The sequence below is a fragment of the Streptomyces sp. NPDC087428 genome, assembly GCF_044744085.1.
In the GTDB taxonomy this organism is placed as follows: domain Bacteria; phylum Actinomycetota; class Actinomycetes; order Streptomycetales; family Streptomycetaceae; genus Streptomyces.
In genome coordinates this window covers 788865-811346 of the sequence record NZ_JBIUXR010000001.1, presented here as the reverse complement: position 1 = coordinate 811346, position 22482 = coordinate 788865, and the positions used below count along the sequence as shown (strand labels likewise).

The 22482-nt window shown below is 70.5% G+C and carries 15 protein-coding genes; 11 read left to right on the top strand and 4 right to left on the bottom strand.

The features are described 5' to 3' along the window. Positions 1-6 precede the first annotated feature (6 nt). From mtnA to ACIO3R_RS03615, 7 genes are all read left to right on the top strand, one after another. Positions 7-1152 (top strand): S-methyl-5-thioribose-1-phosphate isomerase, encoded by a 1146-nt coding sequence (mtnA, locus tag ACIO3R_RS03645; RefSeq protein WP_385037731.1) that lies wholly within the window; start codon positions 7-9, stop codon positions 1150-1152. A 4-nt stretch (positions 1153-1156) separates the two neighbouring features. Continuing rightward, a complete protein-coding gene (gene mtrA / locus ACIO3R_RS03640; RefSeq protein ID WP_187740742.1) occupies positions 1157-1846 on the top strand; it encodes a two-component system response regulator MtrA in 690 nt (229 codons plus the stop codon). A gap of 1 nt (position 1847) precedes the next feature. Next, positions 1848-3878, top strand: a complete 2031-nt coding sequence (gene mtrB / locus ACIO3R_RS03635; protein WP_385037736.1) for an MtrAB system histidine kinase MtrB — start codon at positions 1848-1850, stop codon at positions 3876-3878. 85 nt (positions 3879-3963) lie between these two features. Then, positions 3964-5733: an LpqB family beta-propeller domain-containing protein gene (locus ACIO3R_RS03630; protein WP_385037755.1), complete on the top strand. Its 1770-nt coding sequence runs from the start codon at positions 3964-3966 to the stop codon at positions 5731-5733. 132 nt (positions 5734-5865) lie between these two features. Next, positions 5866-6594, top strand: coding sequence for a ComF family protein (locus ACIO3R_RS03625; RefSeq protein WP_402102897.1), 729 nt, complete (start codon positions 5866-5868; stop codon positions 6592-6594). Positions 6595-6914: 320 nt separating this feature from the next. Continuing rightward, the gene (hpf, locus tag ACIO3R_RS03620) at positions 6915-7604 is read left to right on the top strand and encodes a ribosome hibernation-promoting factor, HPF/YfiA family (protein ID WP_363031436.1); all 690 of its coding nucleotides are present in this window, start codon (positions 6915-6917) and stop codon (positions 7602-7604) included. 184 nt (positions 7605-7788) lie between these two features. Next, positions 7789-8544 carry a response regulator gene (locus ACIO3R_RS03615; protein ID WP_385037743.1) on the top strand — a complete coding sequence of 252 codons (756 nt, stop codon included), beginning with the start codon at positions 7789-7791 and terminating at the stop codon, positions 8542-8544. A 31-nt stretch (positions 8545-8575) separates the two neighbouring features. Here ACIO3R_RS03615 and ACIO3R_RS03610 read toward each other — a convergent pair whose 3' ends face one another. Then, positions 8576-9751 carry a winged helix-turn-helix domain-containing protein gene (locus ACIO3R_RS03610; RefSeq protein WP_402102893.1) on the bottom strand — a complete coding sequence of 392 codons (1176 nt, stop codon included), beginning with the start codon at positions 9749-9751 and terminating at the stop codon, positions 8576-8578. A 53-nt stretch (positions 9752-9804) separates the two neighbouring features. Then, positions 9805-10392 carry a GNAT family N-acetyltransferase gene (locus ACIO3R_RS03605; protein ID WP_402102890.1) on the bottom strand — a complete coding sequence of 196 codons (588 nt, stop codon included), beginning with the start codon at positions 10390-10392 and terminating at the stop codon, positions 9805-9807. Positions 10393-10633: 241 nt separating this feature from the next. Here ACIO3R_RS03605 and secA point away from each other — a divergent pair, with 241 nt between their 5' ends. Then, positions 10634-13450 (top strand): preprotein translocase subunit SecA, encoded by a 2817-nt coding sequence (gene secA / locus ACIO3R_RS03600; protein WP_385037752.1) that lies wholly within the window; start codon positions 10634-10636, stop codon positions 13448-13450. 821 nt (positions 13451-14271) lie between these two features. On the opposite strand, the gene ACIO3R_RS03595 is transcribed toward secA, so the two are convergent. Beyond that, positions 14272-14691 carry an Rv3235 family protein gene (locus ACIO3R_RS03595; RefSeq protein ID WP_402102887.1) on the bottom strand — a complete coding sequence of 140 codons (420 nt, stop codon included), beginning with the start codon at positions 14689-14691 and terminating at the stop codon, positions 14272-14274. A 290-nt stretch (positions 14692-14981) separates the two neighbouring features. On the opposite strand from ACIO3R_RS03595, the gene ACIO3R_RS03590 reads away from it, so the two are divergent. Together ACIO3R_RS03590 and ACIO3R_RS03585 are read left to right on the top strand one after the other, a co-directional pair. After that, on the top strand, positions 14982-15488 hold the full coding sequence (locus ACIO3R_RS03590) for a DUF6912 family protein (protein WP_385040918.1): 507 nt from the start codon (positions 14982-14984) through the stop codon (positions 15486-15488). A gap of 70 nt (positions 15489-15558) precedes the next feature. After that, on the top strand, positions 15559-16230 hold the full coding sequence (locus ACIO3R_RS03585) for an HAD family hydrolase (protein WP_385040921.1): 672 nt from the start codon (positions 15559-15561) through the stop codon (positions 16228-16230). 86 nt (positions 16231-16316) lie between these two features. Here ACIO3R_RS03585 and ACIO3R_RS03580 read toward each other — a convergent pair whose 3' ends face one another. Next, complete coding sequence (locus ACIO3R_RS03580) at positions 16317-16883, bottom strand: DJ-1/PfpI family protein (RefSeq protein WP_402102883.1); 567 nt, start codon at positions 16881-16883, stop codon at positions 16317-16319. Positions 16884-17273: 390 nt separating this feature from the next. Between ACIO3R_RS03580 and ACIO3R_RS03575 the strand changes: the two genes are divergently transcribed. Continuing rightward, entirely contained in the window at positions 17274-22340 is a 5067-nt protein-coding gene (locus tag ACIO3R_RS03575) for an NAD-glutamate dehydrogenase (RefSeq protein ID WP_385040927.1), read from the top strand. The last annotated feature ends 142 nt before the right edge of the window (positions 22341-22482 follow it).

Genomic DNA, 22482 nt, shown 5'->3' with positions numbered 1-22482 from the left:
GGGCGGATGGCTGATCAGGACGCGCAACCGCCGGTGGGCATCGCCCCCTCGGCGCTTCCCGTACTTCGCTGGGACGAGCCGCCGGAAGGCCCTGTGCTGGTGCTTCTCGACCAGACGAGGTTGCCGGCGGAAGAGGCCGAGCTGGTGTGTGCCGATGTGCCCGCGCTGGTGGAGGCGATCCGGACGCTGGCGGTGCGGGGAGCACCTCTGCTGGGTATCGCGGGGGCCTACGGCGTGGCTCTCGCCGCGGTACGGGGTCAGGACGTGGAGGTGGCCGCAGGGCTGCTGGAACGGGCGCGGCCCACCGCGGTGAACCTCGGCTACGGCGTGCGGCGGGCCGCCGGGGTGTACCGGGCGGCGGTCGACAAGGGGGAGGGTCCGGAGCGGGCGGCGGCGGAGACGCTGGCAGAGGCCAGGGCCCTGCACCGGGAGGACGCCGTGGCCAGCGGGCGCATGGCGCGGTTCGGGCTCGCCCTCCTGGACGAGCTGCTGCCCGACGGCGGGCATCAGCTGCTGACCCACTGCAACACCGGCGCGCTCGTCTCGGGAGGCGAGGGCACCGCCTTCGCGGTGGCGCTCGGTGCGCACCGGGCGGGCCGGCTGAGGCGGCTGTGGGTGGACGAGACCCGTCCGTTGCTCCAGGGGGCCAGGCTGACCGCGTACGAGGCGGCGCGCAGTGGCATGACGTACAGCCTGCTCACGGACAACGCGGCGGGGTCGCTGTTCGCCGCCGGGGAGGTGGATGCCGTACTCATCGGGGCGGACCGCATCGCGGCGGACGGATCCGTGGCCAACAAGGTGGGGAGTTATCCGCTGGCGGTGCTCGCGAAGTATCACCACGTACCGTTCATCGTGGTGGCCCCGACCACGACCGTGGATCTGGACACCGCGGACGGGGCGGCGATCACCGTGGAGCAGAGACCCGCAAGGGAAGTGACGGAGGTCACATTTCCGCAGGTAGGGGCAGTTGGCCGGGAAACGGGTGGCGTCATCGTGGCGCCGCTGGGATCCCAGGCGTACAACCCCGCCTTCGACATCACACCGCCGGAGCTGGTCACGGCGATCGTCACGGAGGAGGGCGTAATCTCCCCGGTCACAGGAGTCGGACTGGCAGAGCTGTGTGCCAGGTCATCGCAGATAACGATTAGCTAATGGGATGATGTCGATTATGAAGGGACGCGTCCTTGTCGTCGACGACGACACCGCACTGGCCGAGATGCTCGGCATTGTGCTGCGTGGTGAGGGGTTCGAGCCGTCGTTCGTAGCGGACGGCGACAAGGCACTTGCTGCATTTCGTGAGGCAAAGCCGGACCTGGTTCTGCTGGATCTCATGCTGCCCGGTAGGGACGGCATCGAGGTCTGCAGGCTGATCAGGGCCGAGTCAGGTGTGCCGATCGTCATGCTCACTGCCAAGAGCGACACGGTTGACGTGGTGGTGGGCCTGGAGTCCGGGGCCGACGACTACATCGTCAAGCCGTTCAAACCTAAGGAGTTGGTTGCCCGGATCAGGGCACGTTTGCGGAGGTCCGAGGAGCCGGCGCCGGAGCAGCTGACCATCGGCGATCTGGTCATAGATGTGGCCGGGCACTCGGTGAAGCGGGACGGGCAGTCCATCGCCCTGACCCCGCTGGAGTTCGACCTGCTGGTCGCGCTCGCCCGTAAGCCGTGGCAGGTCTTCACCCGTGAGGTACTGCTGGAGCAGGTGTGGGGATATCGCCACGCCGCTGACACCCGTCTGGTGAACGTGCATGTTCAGCGCCTCCGCTCCAAGGTCGAGAAGGACCCGGAGCGGCCGGAGATCGTGGTGACCGTCCGAGGTGTCGGTTACAAGGCCGGACCGAGCTGACATGTCCCTGGGTAGCGCTGCTCCGAAGCCCGGGGAGCCGGGAGTCCGTGCGGAGCGGGCTGCCGGTTCAGGGCCTGCGTCGTCGCCTTTCTGGCGGTTCCTGCGGGGCGGCCGGTTGTTCCAGGACCGGGCGCCCGGCGGGCCGGTGCCGCGATTGCTGATGCGCTGGGTGCGGCGTCCGCTGCTGCCCGCGGTGCGGCTGTGGCGGCGCAACCTCCAGCTGCGGGTCGTCGCGGGCACGCTGCTGATGTCGCTCGGCGTGGTTCTGCTGCTCGGCCTGGTCGTGATCGGGCAGGTGCGCAACGGCCTGCTCGACGCGAAGGGCAAGGCCGCCCAGACACAGGCCGCGGGCGGATTCGCGGCCGCCCAGGAGAAGGCGAACGCACCACTCACCCCTACGACCGGGCAGGGCGGCGACGCCGCTGACGGCACGACCGCCAACAACTCCTGGCGGACCGAGCTCGTCGACCAGCTCGCCAGTGGCGGGAAGAACGCCTTCAACGTGGTGGCGCTCAGCGCCGACGAGGGCTCCCGCGCGCCGCGCGGCTCGGGCAGCGTCGAGGCCGCGAGCATCCCGCAGAGCCTCCGCGAGTCCGTGAACAAGGGCCCGGGAGCATTCCAGACGTACTCCCTGATCCGTTACGCGAACGGACAGGAGTCGCAGCCCGGTCTCGTCGTGGGCAAGCGCCTCTACGACATCGACCGCAACCCCTACCAGCTCTACTACCTCTTCCCGCTGACGCAGGAGGAGAAGTCCCTGACCCTGGTCAAGGGCACCCTGGCCACCGCGGGTCTGTTCGTGGTCGTGCTGCTCGGGGCCATCGCCTGGTTCGTGGTGCGCCAGGTCGTCACACCTGTCCGCATGGCGGCCGGGATCGCCGAACGGCTCTCCGCCGGCCGGCTCCAGGAACGCATGAAGGTCACCGGCGAGGACGACATCGCCCGGCTCGGTGAGGCCTTCAACAAGATGGCGCAGAACCTTCAGCTGAAGATCCAGCAGTTGGAGGAGCTCTCGCGGATGCAGCGGCGGTTCGTCTCGGACGTCTCGCACGAGCTGCGGACGCCCCTGACGACGGTACGGATGGCTGCCGATGTCATCCATGAGGCACGCGTCGACTTCGACCCCGTCACGGCTCGCTCCGCGGAACTGCTCGGTGATCAGCTCGACCGGTTCGAGTCGCTGCTCTCCGATCTGCTGGAGATCAGCCGGTTCGACGCCGGAGCCGCGGCGCTGGAGGCCGAGCCGATAGACCTGCGGCAGGTCGTACGGCGGGTGATCGGCGGCGCCGAGCCGCTGGCCGAGCGCAAGGGCACCCGGATCCGGGTGGTCGGTGACGAGCAGCCGGTGATAGCGGAGGCCGATGCGCGGCGGGTCGAGAGGGTCCTGCGCAACCTGGTCGTCAACGCCGTCGAGCACGGTGAGGGCCGCGATGTCGTGGTGCGGATGGGGGTGGCCGGCGGAGCGGTCGCGGTCGCCGTCCGCGACTACGGCGTGGGACTGAAGCCCGGCGAGGCGACCCGGGTGTTCAACCGTTTCTGGCGGGCCGACCCGGCCCGCGCCCGGACGACCGGCGGCACCGGTCTGGGGCTGTCGATCGCCGTCGAGGACGCCCGGCTGCACGGCGGCTGGCTGCAGGCCTGGGGCGAGCCCGGTGGCGGCTCGCAGTTCCGGCTGACACTGCCGCGTACGGCGGACGAGCCGCTGCGCGGTTCGCCGATACCACTGGAGCCCGAGGACTCACGGCGCAACCGGGAGAGCCGGGAGCGGGCCGCCGCCGCCCCCGTACAGGCCACGGGCAGCGAGCACCGGCTGATGGCCGTGCCCTCCCAGCCGGCGGGCACGGACCGCTCACCGCTGCCGGTACCGGCGCGCGCCCCCGCGGCCGCCCGGCCCGCACCGGTCTCGGTACACCCGGCTGCACTGCCGGGAAGCGGCGCACGGGTGGTGCCGCGGCACTCCGAGGAGCGGCCCGGCGACAACGACTCCCCGAGGCAGGGCCCGGGGCGGGAGGACACCACTCGTGGGCACTGACCGCGATCAGGGCGGCCGTGGACGTGCGGCGGGGCTGACCGTGCTGCTGGGATGCGGCGCCCTGCTGCTCACCGCGTGCGGCTCCATGCCCGTCACCGGGGACGTCAAGGCCGTGGACGCCTCGCAGCCCGGCGACTCCCAGGTGCAGGTGTACGCGGTCGCACCGCGTGACGGTGCCCCGCCGAACGAGGTGGTCGACGGCTTCCTGGAGTCGATGACCAGCGACGACTCCGATTTCCGCACGACGCGCAAGTACCTCACGCAGCGGTTGTCGAAGAGCTGGAAGCCGAGTGCGCTCACCACCGTGCTGGCCAAGGCGCCGAACCGGAGCGACCGGCCGGCCCACGAGAGCGACCGCAGCACCACCGAGGTCACCTACACGCTGTCCGGCGAGAAGGTGGCGACGGTCGACGAGCAGAACGCGTACCAGCCGCTCGCTCCGACGGACTACACGAGCACCCTCCATCTGGTGCGGCAGAACGGGCCGGACGGCAAGGAGTGGCGCATCGACAGCGTGCCGGACGGCCTGGTGCTCGGGCAGTCGGACTTCAAGCGGCTCTACCGTTCCGTCAACAAGTTCTACTTCGCGACCGGGCGCTCCGAGGCGGAGTCCACACTGGTCGCCGACCCGGTCTACATACGTAACCGGACGGATCCCGTCACCGGGATGGACACCGTGACGCAGGCGGTCCGCAGTCTCCTGCGGGGCCCGACCGACTGGCTGCGGCCGGTGGTCACTTCGCGCTTCCCCGCGGGGACGGGCCTGCGGAAGGACGTCACCTCGCTGACGCCCGACGACCGCAACGTACTGAAGGTCCCGCTCAACAAGAAGGCCGACGGAGCCGGTCAGCGCTCCTGCCGGATGATGGCCTCGCAGGTGCTCTTCACCCTCCGGGACCTGACATCGGCGCGGGTCGAGCAGGTGGAGCTGCAGCGCTCGGACGGTTCGCCGTTGTGCGTGCTGGGGTCGGATCAGGCCGAGGAGTACGCCCCCGACCGTTCGTCGGGCGGGCCCGACAGCCAGTACTTCGTCGATGCCAAGGGGCATGTGCAGCGCATTCCGGGGAGCACCAGGGGCAGCGGGGAACCGGAGCCGGTGGCCGGGCCGTTCGGGGCCGGGCAGGTGCGGGTGAGCGAGGTCGGCGTGGCCCGGGACGAGCAGTTGGCCGCGGCGCTCTCGCAGCACGGCGACGCGCTCTACGTGGCCTCCATCGCCGAGGACGGCCAGTTGCCGCCCCCTGCGGTGACGAGCAAGGCCGCCGCTTCCGGGGACCGCCTGACGGCGCCCAGCTGGGACGGCAGGGGCGACCTCTGGGTCGCCGACCGGGACCCGGACAATCCCAGGCTGCTGCGGCTGGCCGGTGGTGCGGGCAAGCCGCAGGAGGTCACGGTGCCCAGTCTGAACGGCAGCCGGATCAAGGGACTGCGGCTGTCCTCCGACGGGGTGCGCATCGCGCTACTGCTGAAGAGCGATGGCCATACGACGCTGAAGATCGGCCGGATCGAGCGTCAGGGATCGCACGACAAGCAGCAGGTTTCCGTGGTCGACCTGCGCCAGGCCGCGCCGCAGCTGGCGGATGTGACCGCGATGTCGTGGTCGGGCGGGAGCCGGCTCGTGGTGGTCGGCAAGGAGCAGGGCGGCGTGCAGCAGGTCCGCTATGTGCAGGCGGACGGCTCGACACCCTCGTCGGGCGTGCTGCCCGGGGTGAACCAGGTACTGGCGATCGCCGCGGCGGACGACGAGCAGTTGCCGCTGATGGCGGATACACAGGGCGACGGAATAGTGAAGCTGCTGCCCGGAGACAACTGGCAGACGGTCCTCAAGGAGGGTTCGGCGCTGGTCTACCCGGGCTGACGCCGGCGCCCCCCGTCCCCCGTACCGCCTGTGCCTGTCCGTGCCCGCCTGTTTCCGCCTGTGTCCGGGCGGTTGTCCACAGAGTTGTCCACAGGAGTGGTCCGACGGCTGGGGCGGGGGCACAGTGGAGTCATGCGCGGGTGGTGGCGGGAGATCACCGGACTGGTCCTGCCGGGCGCCTGCGGGGGCTGCGGCAGACCGCGGACCGAGCTGTGCGCGGAGTGCGGCGCGCAGCTCCACGGCGGGGTCCCCCGCCGGGTGAGACCCGATCCGGAGCCTGCCGGTCTGCCCCCGGTCCACGCCGCCGCCGGCTACGAGAACGCGGTACGGGCGCTGCTGCTGGCCCACAAGGAGCGAGGTGTGCTCGGCCTGGCGGGGGCACTCGGCAAGGCGTTGGCGGGTGCCGTGCGGGCCGGGGCGGGGTCGCCGTCAGGTCCGGGACCACTGCTGCTCGTGCCCGTGCCGTCGTCGCGCCGGGCAGTGGCGGCGCGAGGACATGATCCGACGCGCCGGATCGCGCTGGCGGCCGCGGCTGAACTGCGGCGTGCGGGCACCCCGGCCCGGGTGGCCGCGGTGCTGCGGCAGCGGCGTGCGGTGGCCGACCAGTCGGGGCTCGGAGCCGGGGCGCGCCGGGCGAATCTGGCGGGTGCGCTGGAGGTGGTGGCGGGAGGCGGTCGACTGCTGGCAGCCGGACGGGTCGTGCTGGTCGACGACCTGCTCACGACGGGTGCCTCGCTGGCCGAGGCGGCACGGGCGATCGACGGATCCGCCGGGCCGTACGGCACTGGTTCCGGGGTGCGGCAGGCGGCCGTTGTCGCAGTATCTCCGTCCGCCTTCGAAATAAACCGGAACTGGAAGTGAACCTGCATCGTTGCAGGTAGTGAGTGGGTAAAAAGACCTGAACGGAGGTACGTGCGAGTAGCGGGTGCCGACAGGCCGCCGAGCAGGCTATGTTCGGTTGTGAGGAATGGTGAATGCCAGACCTCGACGAATGCACCACCAGGTTTCGGGCAGGTACCCACCAGGAGTTCAGAATCTGGAATTCGGTGGGGTGGAGACCTCACCGCCGGGGGAGGAGGAGGTGGAAGCCACCGAGTCCGCGGCTCCGGTCACCACCGGGGCCTGGTGCAAAAGGGAGATGCTCCGCCACTGAGCGGAGCGATCCGGGAACGGAGTTCTGCGTGGACATCGTCGTCAAGGGCCGCAAGACCGAGGTGCCCGAGCGGTTCCGCAAGCACGTGGCCGAGAAGCTGAAGCTGGACAAGATCCAGAAGTTCGACGGCAAGGTGATCAGCCTCGACGTGGAGGTGTCCAAGGAGCCGAATCCCCGTCAGGCCGACCGTTCCGACCGGGTGGAGATCACGCTCCGCTCGCGTGGGCCGGTCATCAGGGCGGAAGCGGCCGCAGGCGACCCTTACGCAGCGCTGGACCTGGCCACCGGCAAGCTGGAGGCCAGGCTGCGCAAGCAGCACGACAAGCGCTACAGCCGCCGCGGCTCGGGCCGCATCTCAGCCGCAGAGGTCGCCGAAGTCGTACCGGAAGCGGCTTCGTTCAACGCTGACGGTGTGCTGATCGCCGACGAACCGGCGAAGCCCGTGCCCACCACCAGGATCGGCTCGCTCGAGGTACAGGGCGAAGGCCCGCTGGTGATGCGCGAGAAGACGCACGTGGCGGCACCCATGTCGCTCGACCAGGCTCTCTACGAGATGGAGCTGGTAGGACACGACTTCTACCTGTTCGTCGACTCCGAGACGAAGGAGCCGAGTGTCGTCTACCGGCGGCACGCGTACGACTACGGTGTCATCCACCTGAGGACCGACCCGCTGGCCGCCGATGAGGCGGGCGGCGCGGGTGGTGCGCTCGGCGGCTGACGCCTCCCTCCGTGGTGCCCCTGGTGCGCCTTGTGCGCCCCTGGGGCACCCGCGTGCGACCACTGGATCACCGCTCCGACGTCCAGGCATGAAATCATGGCGGCCCAAGCCAATCGGTGCTCTGTGAACTGCCGTTGGCGGACAGTTTGTGAACTTCAGGCCGTGGCCTTCAGGGGGAGGAACGATGGCGGACACCTTCGGGCCCGTGCGCGATGTGAATGATGCCGAGGATGCTTCCGGTGCCCGTACCGGAGCGGACGAGGACGGTGGTTCCCGCAAGGAACCGATCCGGGTCCTCGTGGTCGATGACCACGCCCTCTTCCGCAGGGGGCTGGAGATCGTCCTCGCGCACGAGGAGGACATCCAGGTCGTCGGCGAGGCCGGGGACGGGGCGGAGGCGGTCGACAAGGCGGCCGATCTGCTGCCGGACATCGTGCTGATGGATGTACGGATGCCCAAACGCGGCGGTATCGAGGCCTGTACCTCCATCAAGGAGGTGGCTCCCAGCGCGAAGATCATCATGCTGACGATCAGCGACGAGGAGGCCGACCTCTACGACGCGATCAAGGCGGGCGCCACCGGCTACCTCCTCAAGGAGATCTCCACGGACGAGGTCGCCACCGCGATCCGGGCGGTCGCCGACGGGCAGTCACAGATCAGTCCGTCCATGGCGTCGAAACTGCTCACCGAGTTCAAATCGATGATCCAGCGGACCGACGAGCGCCGGCTGGTGCCGGCGCCCCGGCTCACCGAGCGTGAGCTCGAAGTCCTCAAACTGGTTGCCACGGGCATGAACAATCGCGATATCGCGAAGGAACTCTTCATTTCCGAGAACACCGTGAAGAACCACGTCCGCAACATTCTGGAGAAGCTCCAGCTCCACTCCCGGATGGAAGCAGTGGTCTACGCCATGCGGGAGAAGATCCTCGAGATCAGGTGACGCGGCCGGGTAAAGCCCCGGAAATGTGCGGTCATGCCAGGACGCGGGCGATTTCCCGTGTGAGCGGCCCGCGCAGTTCCGGTGCCTCCACCCGCTCCAGCCGGACCTCGGTGCAGCCGACCCATGACGCCGCCTCGACCAGAGCCTCCGCCATCGGCGGCACGGCCTTCGGGCCCGCCAGGGACACCTGCCGGGCGACCAGCGTCGTCCCCTCGCGCGCCGGATCGACCCGGCCCTGCAGCTTGCCGCCCGCCAGCAGGGGCATCGCGAAGTAGCCGTGGATCCGCTTGGGCTTGGGGACGTAGGCCTCCAGCCGGTGGGTGAACCCGAAGATCCGCTCGGTGCGCGCCCGCTCCCAGACCAGCGAGTCGAACGGCGACAGCAGCGTCGTACGGTGCCGTCCGCGCGGCTCCGAGGCCAGCGCCGCCGGATCCGCCCAGGCCGGCTTCGCCCAGCCCTGCACCGTCACCGGCACCAGGCCGGAGTCCGCGACCACCGCGTCGAACTGCTCGGCCTTGAGCCGGTGGTAGTCGGCGATGTCCGCGCGGGTGCCCACGCCCAGCGACTGCCCGGCGAGCGCCACCAGCCGGCGCACGCACTCCGCGTCGTCCAGGTCGTCGTGGAACACCGCGGCGGGCAGGGCGCGCTCCGCCAGGTCGTAGACCCGCTTCCAGCTGCGCCGCTCGGTGCACACCACCTCGCCGTACATCAGGGCCCGCTCGACGGCGACCTTCGACGCCGACCAGTCCCACCACTCCCCGCCGTTGTTCGCGCCGCCCAGCTCCGTGGCCGTCAGCGGGCCCTCGGTGCGCAACTGCTTGATCACCGTGTCGTACGCGCCGTCGGGCAGGTCGTGGTGCCACTGCGGGCGCGAGCGGTAGGCGCGGCGGCGGAAGGCGAAGTGCGGCCACTCCTCGACCGGCAGGACACACGCCGCGTGCGACCAGTACTCGAAGGCGCGGCCGCCCGACCAGTACGCCTCCTCGACGGGCCGTCGGCCGATCGCGCCGAGGCGCGCGTACGGAATCAGCTCGTGCGACCGCGCGAGCACGGAGATCGTGTCGAGCTGGACGGCGCCGAGATGCCGCAGCACGCCGGGCGCCCCGGCCCGGCGGTCCGGGGCGCCCAGGAATCCCTGGGCGCGCAGGGCGATCCTGCGGGCCTGATCGGCGGAGAGGTCGGCTACGGGAGGCTGCACAGGCGTCATGCCTCGAACCCTAGAGGGCGGCACTGACAGTCCGGCCCGGAATTCCGCGGTCCTCACGAGCGGGTGGGCGGCACCGCCGGAAGGTAGGCGCAGGCCCCCGGCAGCCCGAGGTCGGACGGGAGCAGCGCACCGGCCCACGTATCGCGCCGCACTCCCTTGTTGAGCAGTCCGGAGCGCTGGTCGCCCTCCATGAGGAAGCCGGCGCGCAGCGCCACGGCCCGGGAGGCGACATTGCCGATCTCGGCCCGCCACTCCAGCCGGTCCCCGCCGAGCGAGGTGAAGGTCCAGTGGGCGGCACGGCGGACCGCTTCCGTCGTGTAGCCGCGGCCCCGGTGCTCCCCGGAGGTCCAGAACCCCACCTCGTACGTGCCCGGCTGATTGCGGCGGTTGATGCCGAGCGCACCGGTCAGGGCCCCGCCGTCACGCAGCACGACGGCGAAGTTGTACATGGAGTCGTCCCGCCAGCCCCCGGGCGAGAACTGCTGGGTGAAGAGCTCCGCGTCGGTGCGGCCGTACGGCGAGGGGACGACCGTCCAGCGCTGGATGTCCGGGTCCTGGCAGGCGGCGTGCACCGCGTCCGCGTCGCCCGGGGCGAAGGGGCGCAGCAACAGGCGGCCGGTGGTGAGAGTGGTCGGTTCCATGTACGGATTCTGGTGACCGGCCGGGGCGCGGAGCGAGCACTTTTCGCCCTTCCCGGCACCTTAGGCGCCCTTCGTCCGTTGATCGGGAAGGGCACTGCGAGCTCAACGCAGTGGCAGCCCTCCCGGCGCGGCGGGGTCCTCGCTTACGATGGCCGTTGCGGTGGGGCCCACCTGCCGTGCCCGCGCCAGAGTCCATAACACGACCCAGTGCCAGGCCCGACCGGCAAGGAGACCAGCCTCAGTGTCCGTCTTCAACAAGCTCATGCGTGCAGGCGAAGGCAAGATCCTGCGCAAACTGCACCGCATCGCGGACCAGGTCAGCTCCATCGAAGAGGACTTCGTCAACCTCTCCGACGCCGAGCTGCGGGCGCTCACCGACGAGTACAAGGAACGGTACGCGGACGGCGAGAGCCTGGACGACCTGCTTCCCGAAGCATTCGCGACCGTCCGTGAGGCCGCCAAGCGGGTCCTCGGACAGCGCCACTACGACGTTCAGATGATGGGCGGCGCAGCCCTGCACCTCGGCTACGTGGCCGAGATGAAGACCGGCGAGGGCAAGACCCTGGTCGGCACACTGCCCGCGTATCTCAACGCGCTCTCCGGCAAGGGCGTGCACCTGATCACGGTCAACGACTACCTGGCCGAGCGTGACTCGGAGATGATGGGCCGGGTCCACAAGTTCCTCGGACTGGACGTCGGCTGCATCATCGCCAACATGACGCCGGCCCAGCGCCGTGAGCAGTACGGCTGCGACATCACGTACGGCACGAACAACGAGTTCGGCTTCGACTACCTCCGCGACAACATGGCGTGGTCGCAGGACGAGCTGGTCCAGCGCGGTCACAACTTCGCGATCGTCGACGAGGTCGACTCGATCCTGGTCGACGAGGCCCGTACCCCGCTGATCATCTCCGGCCCCGCCGACCAGGCCACCAAGTGGTACGGCGACTTCGCCAAGCTGGTCACCCGGCTGGCCAAGGGCGAGGCGGGCAACCCGCTCAAGGGCATCGAGGAGACCGGCGACTACGAGGTCGACGAGAAGAAGCGGACCGTCGCGATCCACGAGCCCGGTGTCGCGAAGGTGGAGGACTGGCTCGGCATCGAGAACCTCTACGAGTCGGTGAACACCCCCCTCGTCGGGTACCTCAACAACGCCATCAAGGCCAAGGAACTCTTCAAGAAGGACAAGGACTACGTCGTCATCGACGGCGAAGTCATGATCGTCGACGAGCACACCGGCCGTATCCTCGCCGGCCGCCGCTACAACGAGGGCATGCACCAGGCGATCGAGGCGAAGGAAGGGGTGGACATCAAGGACGAGAACCAGACCCTCGCCACGATCACCCTGCAGAACTTCTTCCGCCTCTACGGCAAGCTCTCCGGCATGACCGGTACGGCGATGACCGAGGCCGCCGAGTTCCACACGATCTACAAGCTCGGTGTCGTGCCGATCCCGACCAACCGGCCGATGGTCCGGGCCGACCAGTCGGACCTGATCTACCGCACCGAGGTCGCGAAGTTCGCCGCTGTCGTCGACGACATCGCGGAGAAGCACGAGAAGGGCCAGCCGATCCTGGTCGGCACCACCTCCGTCGAGAAGTCCGAGTACCTCTCGCAGCAGCTGTCGAAGCGCGGTGTGCAGCACGAGGTCCTCAACGCCAAGCAGCACGACCGGGAGGCGCCGATCATCGCGCAGGCCGGTCGCAAGGGTGCCGTCACGGTCGCGACGAACATGGCGGGCCGCGGTACGGACATCAAGCTGGGCGGCAACCCCGACGACCTGGCCGAGGCGGATCTGCGCCAGCGCGGACTCGACCCGGTCGAGCACGTCGAGGAGTGGGCGGCCGCGCTTCCGGCGGCGCTGGAGAAGGCCGAGCAGGCGGTGAAGGCCGAGCACGACGAGGTCAAGGACCTCGGCGGGCTCTACGTCCTGGGCACCGAGCGGCACGAGTCGCGCCGCATCGACAACCAGCTGCGCGGTCGTTCCGGCCGTCAGGGCGACCCGGGCGAGTCCCGCTTCTACCTGTCGCTGGGCGACGACCTGATGCGTCTGTTCAAGGCGCAGATGGTCGAGCGCGTGATGTCGATGGCCAATGTGCCGGACGATGTGCCGATCGAGAACAAGATGGTGACGCGGGCGATCGCGTCGGCCCAGTCGCAGGTCGAGCAGCAGAACTTCGAGACGCGTAAGAACGTCCTGAAGTACGACGAGGTGCTCAACCGGCAGCGTGAGGTCATCTACGGCGAGCGGCGCCGGGTGCTCGAGGGCGAGGACCTCCAGGACCAGATCCGTCACTTCATGGACGACACGATCGACGACTACATCCGCCAGGAGACGGCGGAGGGGTTCGCCGAGGAGTGGGACCTGGACCGGCTGTGGGGCGCGTTCAAGCAGCTCTACCCGGTGAAGGTCACGGTCGCCGAGCTGGAGGAGGCCGCGGGGGATCTCGCCGGGGTCACCGCGGAGTTCATCGGCGAGTCGGTCAAGGACGACATCCACGAGCAGTACGACGAGCGTGAGAAGACGCTCGGCTCCGACATCATGCGTGAGCTCGAACGGCGCGTGGTGCTGTCCGTGCTGGACCGCAAGTGGCGTGAGCACCTCTACGAGATGGACTACCTCCAGGAGGGCATCGGCCTCCGGGCCATGGCGCAGAAGGACCCGCTGGTCGAGTACCAGCGCGAGGGCTTCGACATGTTCAACGCCATGATGGAGGGCATCAAGGAGGAGTCCGTCGGCTACCTGTTCAACCTGGAGGTCCAGGTCGAGCAGCAGGTCGAGGAGGTGCCGGTGCAGGACGCGGGGACCTCGCTCTCCAAGGAGGACGCCGTTCCGGCGGCGCGTCCGGAGATCCGGGCGAAGGGGCTCGACGCTCCGCAGCGTCCCGACCGGCTGCACTTCTCCGCTCCCACGGTGGACGGGGAGGGCGGGGTCGTCGAGGGCGACTTCTCCAACGTGGACAGTGACGGGGGCGGTGCCGAGTCCGACGGGCTCACCCGGGCTGAGCGGCGCAAGGCGCAGAAGAGTGGTGGGGGTGGGCGGCGCCGCAAGAAGTAGCGCGCGCTGACTGCTTGATCACGGCCGGGGCCGGGCACCGTTGGTGTCCGGCCCCGGCCGTTGTGGGTGTGGGTTCGGAGTGGGTGTGGGGTGGGTGTGGGTCTGCGCGGTGGGTTCGGCTTGAGGTGGGCGTGGTGGTGGGCGGGTCGGTGGTGCGCCTGCGGCGGGCCTTGTCCCCTCCCCGCCCCTTCCCGTAACCGGGGCTCCGCCCCGGACCCCGCTCCTCAAACGCCGGAGAGGCTGGAAGGGGCGGCCTGGAGGGGGAGAGCTTGGGCGGGGAGGGCTTGGGTGGGGAGGTGCGAGGGGCTGGGCTGGGAGGGCCTGGGTGGGGAGGTGCGCGGGGCTGGGCTGGTCGGGGAGGTGCGAAGGGCTCGGCTGGGCTGGTCGGGTTGGGGAGGCGCTGGGGAGGGCTGGGGCGGGAGAGGGCTGTGTGGGCCCGTGTGGGCTCGTGTGGCCCGGCGGTGAGGGGATTGGCGGGCGAGGGGCTGGGAGGGCTGGAGCCGGGCCTGTGCGGGCTGATTCGTGCTGTGGATGTCGGTGGTGGGTCCGGGGTGGCTCAGGGCGGGGGCCGGCCCTCAGGGTGGCGGCGCAGGGCGACACCCTGAGGGCCCGGCTCGGTGACCCAGGTGTGGGGGCCGGTCCCCAGGGAGGGCATGGCAGGTGCTGGCGTCCGCCCCGGGCTGGTGGCCCAGGGTGGCGGGGCTCGGCCTTCAGGGTGGGTGGGGTACGTGGTGGCGCTTGCCCCCAGGGGGGCGGGGTACGTGGCGGTGCCCCGCCCCCACCAGCGGCGCCCGGTTGGCCCTTTGAGGGGGTTCCGGGGGTCAGGGGTGGCGGGCCGGGGTGTTGCCCAGTTCTACTGCGGCGCAGCGCCAGCGGAGGTCGGGGCCCTGTTCCAGGCGGAAGGCCATGGCCCGGACCTGTTCGCCCGCCGCGATGCTCGCGCAGGCCTCCACCACGCCGGGGGCCGGCTGGGCGCCGCGGCACATGCGGATCACCGGACGGGCGCCGCGGCTCCTGAGCGGGGTGGCGGGGGCCAGTTCGGCGAGTTGGTCGTACGCCTCCCCGATGGTGTGGCCGAGCATCCAGTGGACGGGGCGCTGGCCGCTGAGGACGGCCAGGAGGCGTTCCGCGAACCACTGGTGGGGGCGGACGCGCCGGGGCGTCCGGAGGCGTTGCGAGGGGACGGTCTCGGGCCTGCGTGCGTCGTGCCGGCCGGCGGGCCGGGTCCTGTTCATGGTCACTGCTCATCGCCCCCGTGCTTCAGAGGCCCGGCATCTACCGGGCGGTAACTTCTGCTGTGGATCTTCTACGGGGGCGGCGGACGCCCCCGCAAGCGTCCGAGGAACCGGGGGACCGGGCCCGGAATTCACCTATCCGGGTGGCAGACCCGGTCAGGGAAGGGGAGCGGGGCCGGGGCGGACAGGGTGAGCAGCGGTTGCCGGGTGGACGGGCCGGAGCCCGTGCAGGTAACCCCAAAGGGGGACGCCGCACGTATCCTGAGGGCGTCTCCGACTACGAAAGCGGCCAAGCCATGCGCGTGTACGTCCCTCTGACCCTCTCCGGTCTCGCAGCGGCGCACAGGGCGGGCGAGCTGGGCCCCGGTCCGCTCACCGCTTACGCGGTGACCCCCGGACTGCGTGAGTGGTACGTCTCCGACGACATCGAGGAGCTGGAGTACGCGGCGCTCAACCGGGCCGCGTCCGCGTCGCTGCGGATGATCGCCGGGGACCCCGGCGCCACCCGCCGCCGCGTCGTCGTCGCGGTCGATGTGCCGGACGGGGCCGCGGTCGCCGACCCGGACCACATCCTGGACGCCTCGTCGCTCGGTGAGGTCACGATCGCCTCCGCGGTGGCGCTGGCGAAGGCGGCCGCGGTGCACATCGACTCGGACGAGGCGGACAAGGACGTCACGGCGGCCGCGGCCGCGCTGGGGGCGGCGGACCTCGGTGACGACGACGCGCAGTTCACCGTGGACGGGGCGGAGGACCACGAGCTGCTGTGGTTCGGCGTCCAGGAGATCCCGAACCTGATCGGCTGACGGCTGGGCGGGGCGGCCCGAGCGGCGGCCGCCGCGCCGGTTGTCAGTGGGGGCGGGTATTTTTCTTGGCATGGGGACGCAGGGGAAGCACCGCACACATCTGGTCTGGGACTGGAACGGCACACTGCTCGACGACAACATCGCGGTCGTCGGCGCGACGAACGCCGCGTTCGGCGAGGTCGGCGTGGCACCGATCAGCCTGGACCAGTACCGGGAGATGTACTGCATCCCGATACCCCGCTTCTACGAACGGCTGATGGGCCGGCTGCCCACCGACGCCGAGTGGGACGTGATGGACCTGGCCTTCCACCGCCACTACACGGAGCAGCGCGAGGGCTGCGGGCTGACGGAGGGCGCCGCGGAGCTGCTCGCGCAGTGGCAGCAGGCCGGCCGGAGCCAGTCCCTGCTGAGCATGTACGGGCACGACGAGCTGGTCCCCGTGGTGCGGGGATACGGCATCGAGCCGCGCTTCGTGCGCGTCGACGGCCGCACCGGGCGCTCCGGCGGCAGCAAGGCGCAGCACATGGAGCGGCATTTCGCGGCGCTCGACGGGATATCCCCGGAGCACGCGGTGATCATCGGTGACGCGGTGGACGACGCCGTGGCAGCGGCCCACGTCGGCGCGCGGGCGGTGCTCTACACGGGCGGTTCGCACAGCCGGTCCAGCCTGGAGGCGGCCGGAGTGCCCGTCGTGGACACCCTGGCCGAAGCGGCGGAGCTCGCCCAGCAACTGGGCCGTTAGGGGCAGGCGGCCCGTAGCGGTCGGCCGCGCCGCCATGCCCCGCGCCGCCACGCCCCGAGCCGCCCGGCCCGGCTACCGCCCGGTGCTCACGTGACCGGTGCCTTCGTGCGGAGCACGGTCAGGAATTCGCGCATCCAGGCCGAGTGGTCGGGCCAGGCGCGGGACGAGACCAGGGGGCCGTCCACCACGACCTCGGTGTCCTGGAAGGCGGCCCCGGCCGACTCCATGTCCGGCTCCAGTGCGGGATAGGCAGTGACGCGGCGGTTCTTCAGCGCGCCGGCCGCGGCCGTCATCAGCGGGCCGTGGCAGATCTGGGCCACCGGGCGGTCCGTGTCGAAGAACGCCGTGAGGATCTTGCGCAGGTCGGCGTCGTTGCGGAGGTACTCGGGGGCGCGGCCGCCCGGGACGACCAGGGCCACGTAGTCGTCCGGGTCGACCTCGGTGAAGGCCAGGTCGGCGGGCCAGGTGTAGCCGGGCTTCTCCGTGTACGTGTCGAAGCCGGGCTCGAAGTCGTGGACCACGAAGCGGAGCGTCTTGCGGGAGGGGGCGGCGATGTGGACGTCGTAACCCTCCTCGCGCAGCCGCTGGTACGGATAGAGGACTTCGAGGGACTCGGCGGCGTCGCCGGTGACGATCAGGATCTTCGGTGCCATGGCGGGGCTCCCCACGGTTCGTCGGCCTGTTGCGGTTACCAGAGTGCGTCAGCACGGCGCGACGCGCTGTCCAGAGTGTCAAAGTTCGGGGCTTTCTTTGTACACATACGGCTCGTGACGGTCACCGGGGCGGGCGAGATAGCCTGGACCTCGTGATCAGCGCGATACGCCTCGGGGGCAGCGAAGCCCCCGGCCTGCGCCCGGAGTGCCACAGCACCCGGGCCCTGACTGATCCCCTCAGCCCGGCCCGACTGCCAAAAAAGGCCAATAAGGTCCCGGGCGTCTCTCATAGCGGCATAGCGTCGACTCAGACCGGAAACCCCGTGTCGTGGCGGTACGTCGTCTTTTTCACCTACGTCACGCAACGGCGCGCGACAGGAGCCAGAGGACATGCAGACCAAGCTGGACGAAGCCAAGGCCGAGCTGCTCGCACGGGCCGCCAAGGTAGCTGACAACAGTCCGGGCGGTGGTGTCGGTGGCCCGGGGAGTACCCCCCGGGTGCACGTCGCTGCCACCGGGGCCGACAACGGCAACGGGGCCGGGCAGGAGCGTCCGGGCCAGGACGTGCTGCTCGCCTATCTCCAGCGCTACTACCTCCACACCGCTCCGGAGGACATCGGCGGCCGCGACCCCGTCGACGTCTTCGGCGCCGCTTCCTCCCACTACCGGCTGGCGGAGAACCGCCCGCAGGGCACGGCGAACGTCCGGGTGCACACCCCGACCGTCGAGGAGAACGGCTGGACGTGCAGCCACACCGTCGTCGAGGTCGTCACGGACGACATGCCGTTCCTGGTCGACTCCGTCACCAATGAGCTGTCCCGCCAGGGGCGCGGCATCCACGTCGTGATCCACCCGCAGGTCATCGTCCGGCGCGATGTGGCCGGCAAGCTGATCGAGGTCCTCACCGACGGCGCGGGCGTCTCGACCGGCGCGCAGAACGGGCGCAAGAACGCCAAGGGAGCGAAGGACGCCAAGGCCGAGCTCCCGCACGACGCGCTCGTCGAGTCCTGGATCCACGTCGAGATCGACCGCGAGTCCGACCGCGCCGACCTCAAGCAGATCCAGGCCGACCTGCTGCGCGTCCTGTCCGACGTACGGGAGACCGTCGAGGACTGGGAGAAGATGCGGGACGCCGCGCTGCGCATCGCCGACGACCTGCCCGGCGAGCCGCTCGACGACCTCGCCGACGACGAGGTGAACGAGGCCAGGGAGCTGCTGCGCTGGCTCGCCGCCGACCACTTCACCTTCCTCGGCTACCGCGAGTACGAGCTCAGGGACTCCGACGCGCTTGCCGCCGTACCCGGCACCGGCCTCGGCATCCTGCGCTCCGACCCGCACCACACCGAGGACGAGGCCCACCCGGTCAGCCCCTCCTTCGACCGGCTGCCCGCCGACGCCCGCGCCAAGGCCCGCGAACACAAGCTCCTCATCCTCACCAAGGCCAACAGCCGGGCGACCGTGCACCGCCCCAGCTACCTCGACTACGTCGGCGTGAAGAAGTTCGACGCCGAGGGCAACGTCATCGGTGAGCGCCGCTTCCTCGGACTGTTCTCGTCCGCCGCCTACACCGAGTCCGTGCGCCGGGTGCCCGTCGTCCGCCGCAAGGTCGCCGAGGTGCTGGAGGGCGCGGGCTTCACGTACAACAGCCACGACGGCCGCGACCTGCTCCAGATCCTGGAGACGTACCCGCGCGACGAGCTGTTCCAGACGCCGCCCGACCAGCTGCGCTCCGTCGTCACCTCGGTGCTCTACCTCCAGGAGCGGCGCCGGCTCCGGCTCTACCTGCGCCAGGACGAGTACGGGCGCTACTACTCCGCGATCGTCTACCTGCCGCGCGACCGCTACACCACCGGCGTGCGCCTCCGGCTGATCGACATCCTCAAGGAGGAGCTGAACGGCACCAGCGTCGACTTCACGGCCTGGAACACCGAGTCGATCCTGTCCAGGCTGCACTTCGTCGTCCGGGTCGCCCCCGGCAGCGAGCTGCCCACCCTCACCGACGCCGAGGCCGACCGCATCGAGGCCCGGCTCGTCGAGGCCGCCCGCTCCTGGGCCGACGGCTTCCAGGAAGCGCTGAACGCCGAGTGCGGCGAGGAGCGCGCCGCCGAGCTGCTGCGCAACTACGGGCACTCGTTCCCCGAGGGCTACAAGGCCGACCACTCGGCGCGTGCCGCCGTGGCCGACCTGGTCCGCCTCGAAGCCCTCAAGGAGCACGAGCGGGACTTCGCCCTCAGCCTGTACGAGCCGGTCGGCGCCGCCCCCGGCGAGCGCCGCTTCAAGATCTACCGGACCGGTGAGCAGGTCTCCCTCTCCGCCGTCCTCCCGGCGCTCCAGCGCCTCGGTGTCGAGGTCGTCGACGAGCGTCCGTACGAGCTGCGCTGCGCGGACCGCACCCACGCCTGGATCTACGACTTCGGGCTGCGGATGCCGCATGCCACGGGCAACGGCAGCTACCTGGCCGACGACGCCCGCGAGCGGTTCCAGGAGGCCTTCGCCGCCGTGTGGACCGGCGAGGCCGAGAACGACGGCTTCAACGCGCTGGTGCTGAGCGCCGGGCTGAACTGGCGGCAGGCGATGGTGCTGCGCGCCTACGCGAAGTACCTGCGCCAGGCCGGATCGACGTTCAGCCAGGACTACATGGAGAGCACGCTCCAGAACAACGTCCACACCACCCGGCTGCTGGTCTCGCTCTTCGAGGCCCGGATGTCGCCGGAGCGCCAGAGCGCGGGCACGGAGCTCACCGACGGGCTCCTCGAAGAGCTCGACGGGGCCCTGGACCAGGTCGCCTCGCTCGACGAGGACCGGATCCTGCGGTCCTTCCTCACCGTCATCAAGGCCACCCTGCGCACCAACTTCTTCCAGAACGCGAGCACGGAGGGCGACAAGGGGGGCCGGCGCGCGGACAGCGGTCTGCCGCACAACTACGTGTCGATGAAGTTCGACCCGCAGTCCATCCCGGACCTCCCGGCCCCGCGCCCGGCGTTCGAGATCTGGGTCTACTCGCCCCGGGTCGAGGGCGTCCACCTGCGGTTCGGCAAGGTCGCCCGCGGCGGTCTGCGCTGGTCCGACCGGCGCGAGGACTTCCGTACCGAGATCCTCGGTCTGGTCAAGGCGCAGATGGTGAAGAACACCGTCATCGTGCCGGTGGGTGCCAAGGGCGGCTTCGTCGCCAAGCAGCTCCCCGACCCGGCCGTCGACCGCGACGCCTGGCTGGCCGAGGGCATCGCCTCGTACCGCACCTTCATCTCGGCGCTGCTCGACATCACCGACAACATGGTGACCGGCGAGGTCGTGCCCCCCAAGGACGTCGTCCGGCACGACGAGGACGACACCTATCTCGTCGTCGCCGCCGACAAGGGCACCGCGAAGTTCTCCGACATCGCCAACGAGGTCGCCGTCGACTACGGCTTCTGGCTGGGCGACGCGTTCGCCTCCGGCGGCTCCGCCGGCTACGACCACAAGGGCATGGGCATCACCGCCCGGGGCGCCTGGGAGTCCGTCAAGCGGCACTTCCGCGAGCTCGGTCACGACACCCAGAGCGAGGACTTCACCGTCGTCGGTGTCGGCGACATGTCGGGTGACGTGTTCGGCAACGGGATGCTGCTCTCCGAGCACATCCGGCTCGTCGCGGCCTTCGACCACCGGCACATCTTCATCGACCCGAAGCCGGACGCCGCGATCTCGTACGCCGAGCGCCGCCGCCTCTTCGACCTGCCGCGCAGCTCCTGGGCCGACTACAAGAAGGAACTGATCTCCGCGGGCGGCGGCATCCACCCGCGCAGCGCCAAGTCGATCCCGGTCAACGCGCACGTCCGCGAGGCGCTCGGCATCGAGTCGGGGGTCACCAAGATGACGCCCGCCGACCTGATGCAGGCGATCCTCAGGGCCCGCGTCGATCTGCTGTGGAACGGCGGCATCGGTACGTATATCAAGTCCTCCACCGAGTCGAACGCGGACGTCGGCGACAAGGCCAACGACACGATCCGCGTCAACGGCGAGGACCTGCGGGCCAGGGTCGTCGGCGAGGGCGGCAACCTCGGTGCCACCCAGCTCGGCCGGATCGAGTTCGCCCGCACCGGCGGCCGGATCAACACCGACGCGATCGACAACAGCGCCGGTGTGGACACCTCCGACCACGAGGTGAACATCAAGATCCTGCTCAACGGCCTGGTGCGGGACGGCGACATGACCGTCAAGCAGCGCAACAAGCTGCTGGCCGAGATGACCGAGGAGATCGGTCATCTGGTGCTGCGCAACAACTACGCGCAGAACACGGCGCTCGCCAACGCCGTCGCGCAGGCGCCCTCACTGCTCCACGCCCACCAGCGCTTCATGCGCCGGCTGGGCCGCGACGGCCATCTCGACCGGGGGCTGGAGTTCCTGCCCACCGACCGGCAGATCCGCGAGCTGCTGAGCGCCGGCAAGGGGCTCAGCCAGCCCGAGCTGGCGGTGCTACTGGCCTACACGAAGATCACGGCGGCGCAGGAGCTGATCGGGACCAGCCTGCCGGACGACGCGTACCTCCAGAAGCTGCTGCACGCCTACTTCCCGCGGCAACTGCGCGAGCGGTTCCCCGAGGCGGTCGACGCGCACGCGCTGCGGCGCGAGATCATCACCACGGTGCTGGTCAACGACACCGTGAACAGCGGCGGCTCGACCTTCCTGCACCGGCTCAGGGAAGAGACCGGCGCCTCGATCGAGGAGATCGTGCGGGCGCAGGTCGCGGCCCGCGAGATCTTCGGGCTCGGCAGGGTGTGGGACGCCGTGGAGGCGCTCGACAACCGGGTGTCCGCCGATGTGCAGACGCGGATCAGGCTGCACTCGCGGCGGCTCGTCGAGCGCGGTTCGCGCTGGCTGCTCGGCAACCGGCCGCAGCCGCTGGAGATCGCCGGGACGATCGACTTCTTCCGGACCGGTGTCGAGCAGGTCTGGGCCGAGCTGCCCAAGATGCTGATGGGCGCCGACCTGGAGTGGTACCAGTCGATCCTGGACGAGCTCACCGAGGCGGGTGTCCCGGACGAGCTGGCGCAGCGCGTCGCCGGATTCTCGTCCGCCTTCCCGGCGCTCGACATCGTGGCGATCGCGGACCGTACGGGGAAGGACCCGCTGGCCGTCGCCGAGGTGTACTACGACCTCGCCGACCGGCTGTCCATCACCCAGCTGATGGACCGGATCATCGAGCTGCCGCGGGCCGACCGCTGGCAGTCGATGGCCCGTGCCTCCATCCGCGAGGACCTGTACGCCGCGCACGCGGCGCTCACGGGTGACGTGCTGAGCGTGGGCAACGGCGCGTCCACGCCGCAGGAGCGGTTCGAGGCGTGGGAGGAGAAGAACGCGGCGATCCTGACGCGGTCGCGCTCCACGCTGGAGGAGATCCAGGGGTCGGACGCCTTCGACCTGGCGAATCTCTCGGTGGCGATGCGGACGATGCGGACCCTGCTGCGCACGCACGTGTGACGGGTGAGGGGTGGGGGGGGGGGCCCCGGGGGCCCCCCCCCCCCCCCCCCCCCCCCCCCCCCCCCCCCGCGCGGGCCCCCGGGGGCCCCCCCCCCCCCCGCCCCCCCCCCCCCCCCCCCCCGGGGGGGGGGCCCCCCCCCGC

Bases quoted from the DNA above. Each gene is read 5' to 3' on its own strand.
- ACIO3R_RS03625 (WP_402102897.1), top strand. From the start codon at position 5,866: ATGCGCGGGTGGTGGCGGGAGATCACCGGACTGGTCCTGCCGGGCGCC.
- ACIO3R_RS03590 (WP_385040918.1), top strand. From the start codon at position 14,982: ATGCGCGTGTACGTCCCTCTGACCCTCTCCGGTCTCGCAGCGGCGCAC.
- mtrB (WP_385037736.1), top strand. From the start codon at position 1,848: ATGTCCCTGGGTAGCGCTGCTCCGAAGCCCGGGGAGCCGGGAGTCCGT.
- ACIO3R_RS03580 (WP_402102883.1), bottom strand. From the start codon at position 16,883: ATGGCACCGAAGATCCTGATCGTCACCGGCGACGCCGCCGAGTCCCTC.
- ACIO3R_RS03630 (WP_385037755.1), top strand. From the start codon at position 3,964: ATGCCCGTCACCGGGGACGTCAAGGCCGTGGACGCCTCGCAGCCCGGC.
- ACIO3R_RS03575 (WP_385040927.1), top strand. From the start codon at position 17,274: ATGCAGACCAAGCTGGACGAAGCCAAGGCCGAGCTGCTCGCACGGGCC.
- ACIO3R_RS03610 (WP_402102893.1), bottom strand. From the start codon at position 9,751: ATGACGCCTGTGCAGCCTCCCGTAGCCGACCTCTCCGCCGATCAGGCC.
- ACIO3R_RS03605 (WP_402102890.1), bottom strand. From the start codon at position 10,392: ATGGAACCGACCACTCTCACCACCGGCCGCCTGTTGCTGCGCCCCTTC.
- mtnA (WP_385037731.1), top strand. From the start codon at position 7: ATGGCTGATCAGGACGCGCAACCGCCGGTGGGCATCGCCCCCTCGGCG.
- ACIO3R_RS03615 (WP_385037743.1), top strand. From the start codon at position 7,789: ATGGCGGACACCTTCGGGCCCGTGCGCGATGTGAATGATGCCGAGGAT.
- mtrA (WP_187740742.1), top strand. From the start codon at position 1,157: ATGATGTCGATTATGAAGGGACGCGTCCTTGTCGTCGACGACGACACC.
- ACIO3R_RS03585 (WP_385040921.1), top strand. From the start codon at position 15,559: ATGGGGACGCAGGGGAAGCACCGCACACATCTGGTCTGGGACTGGAAC.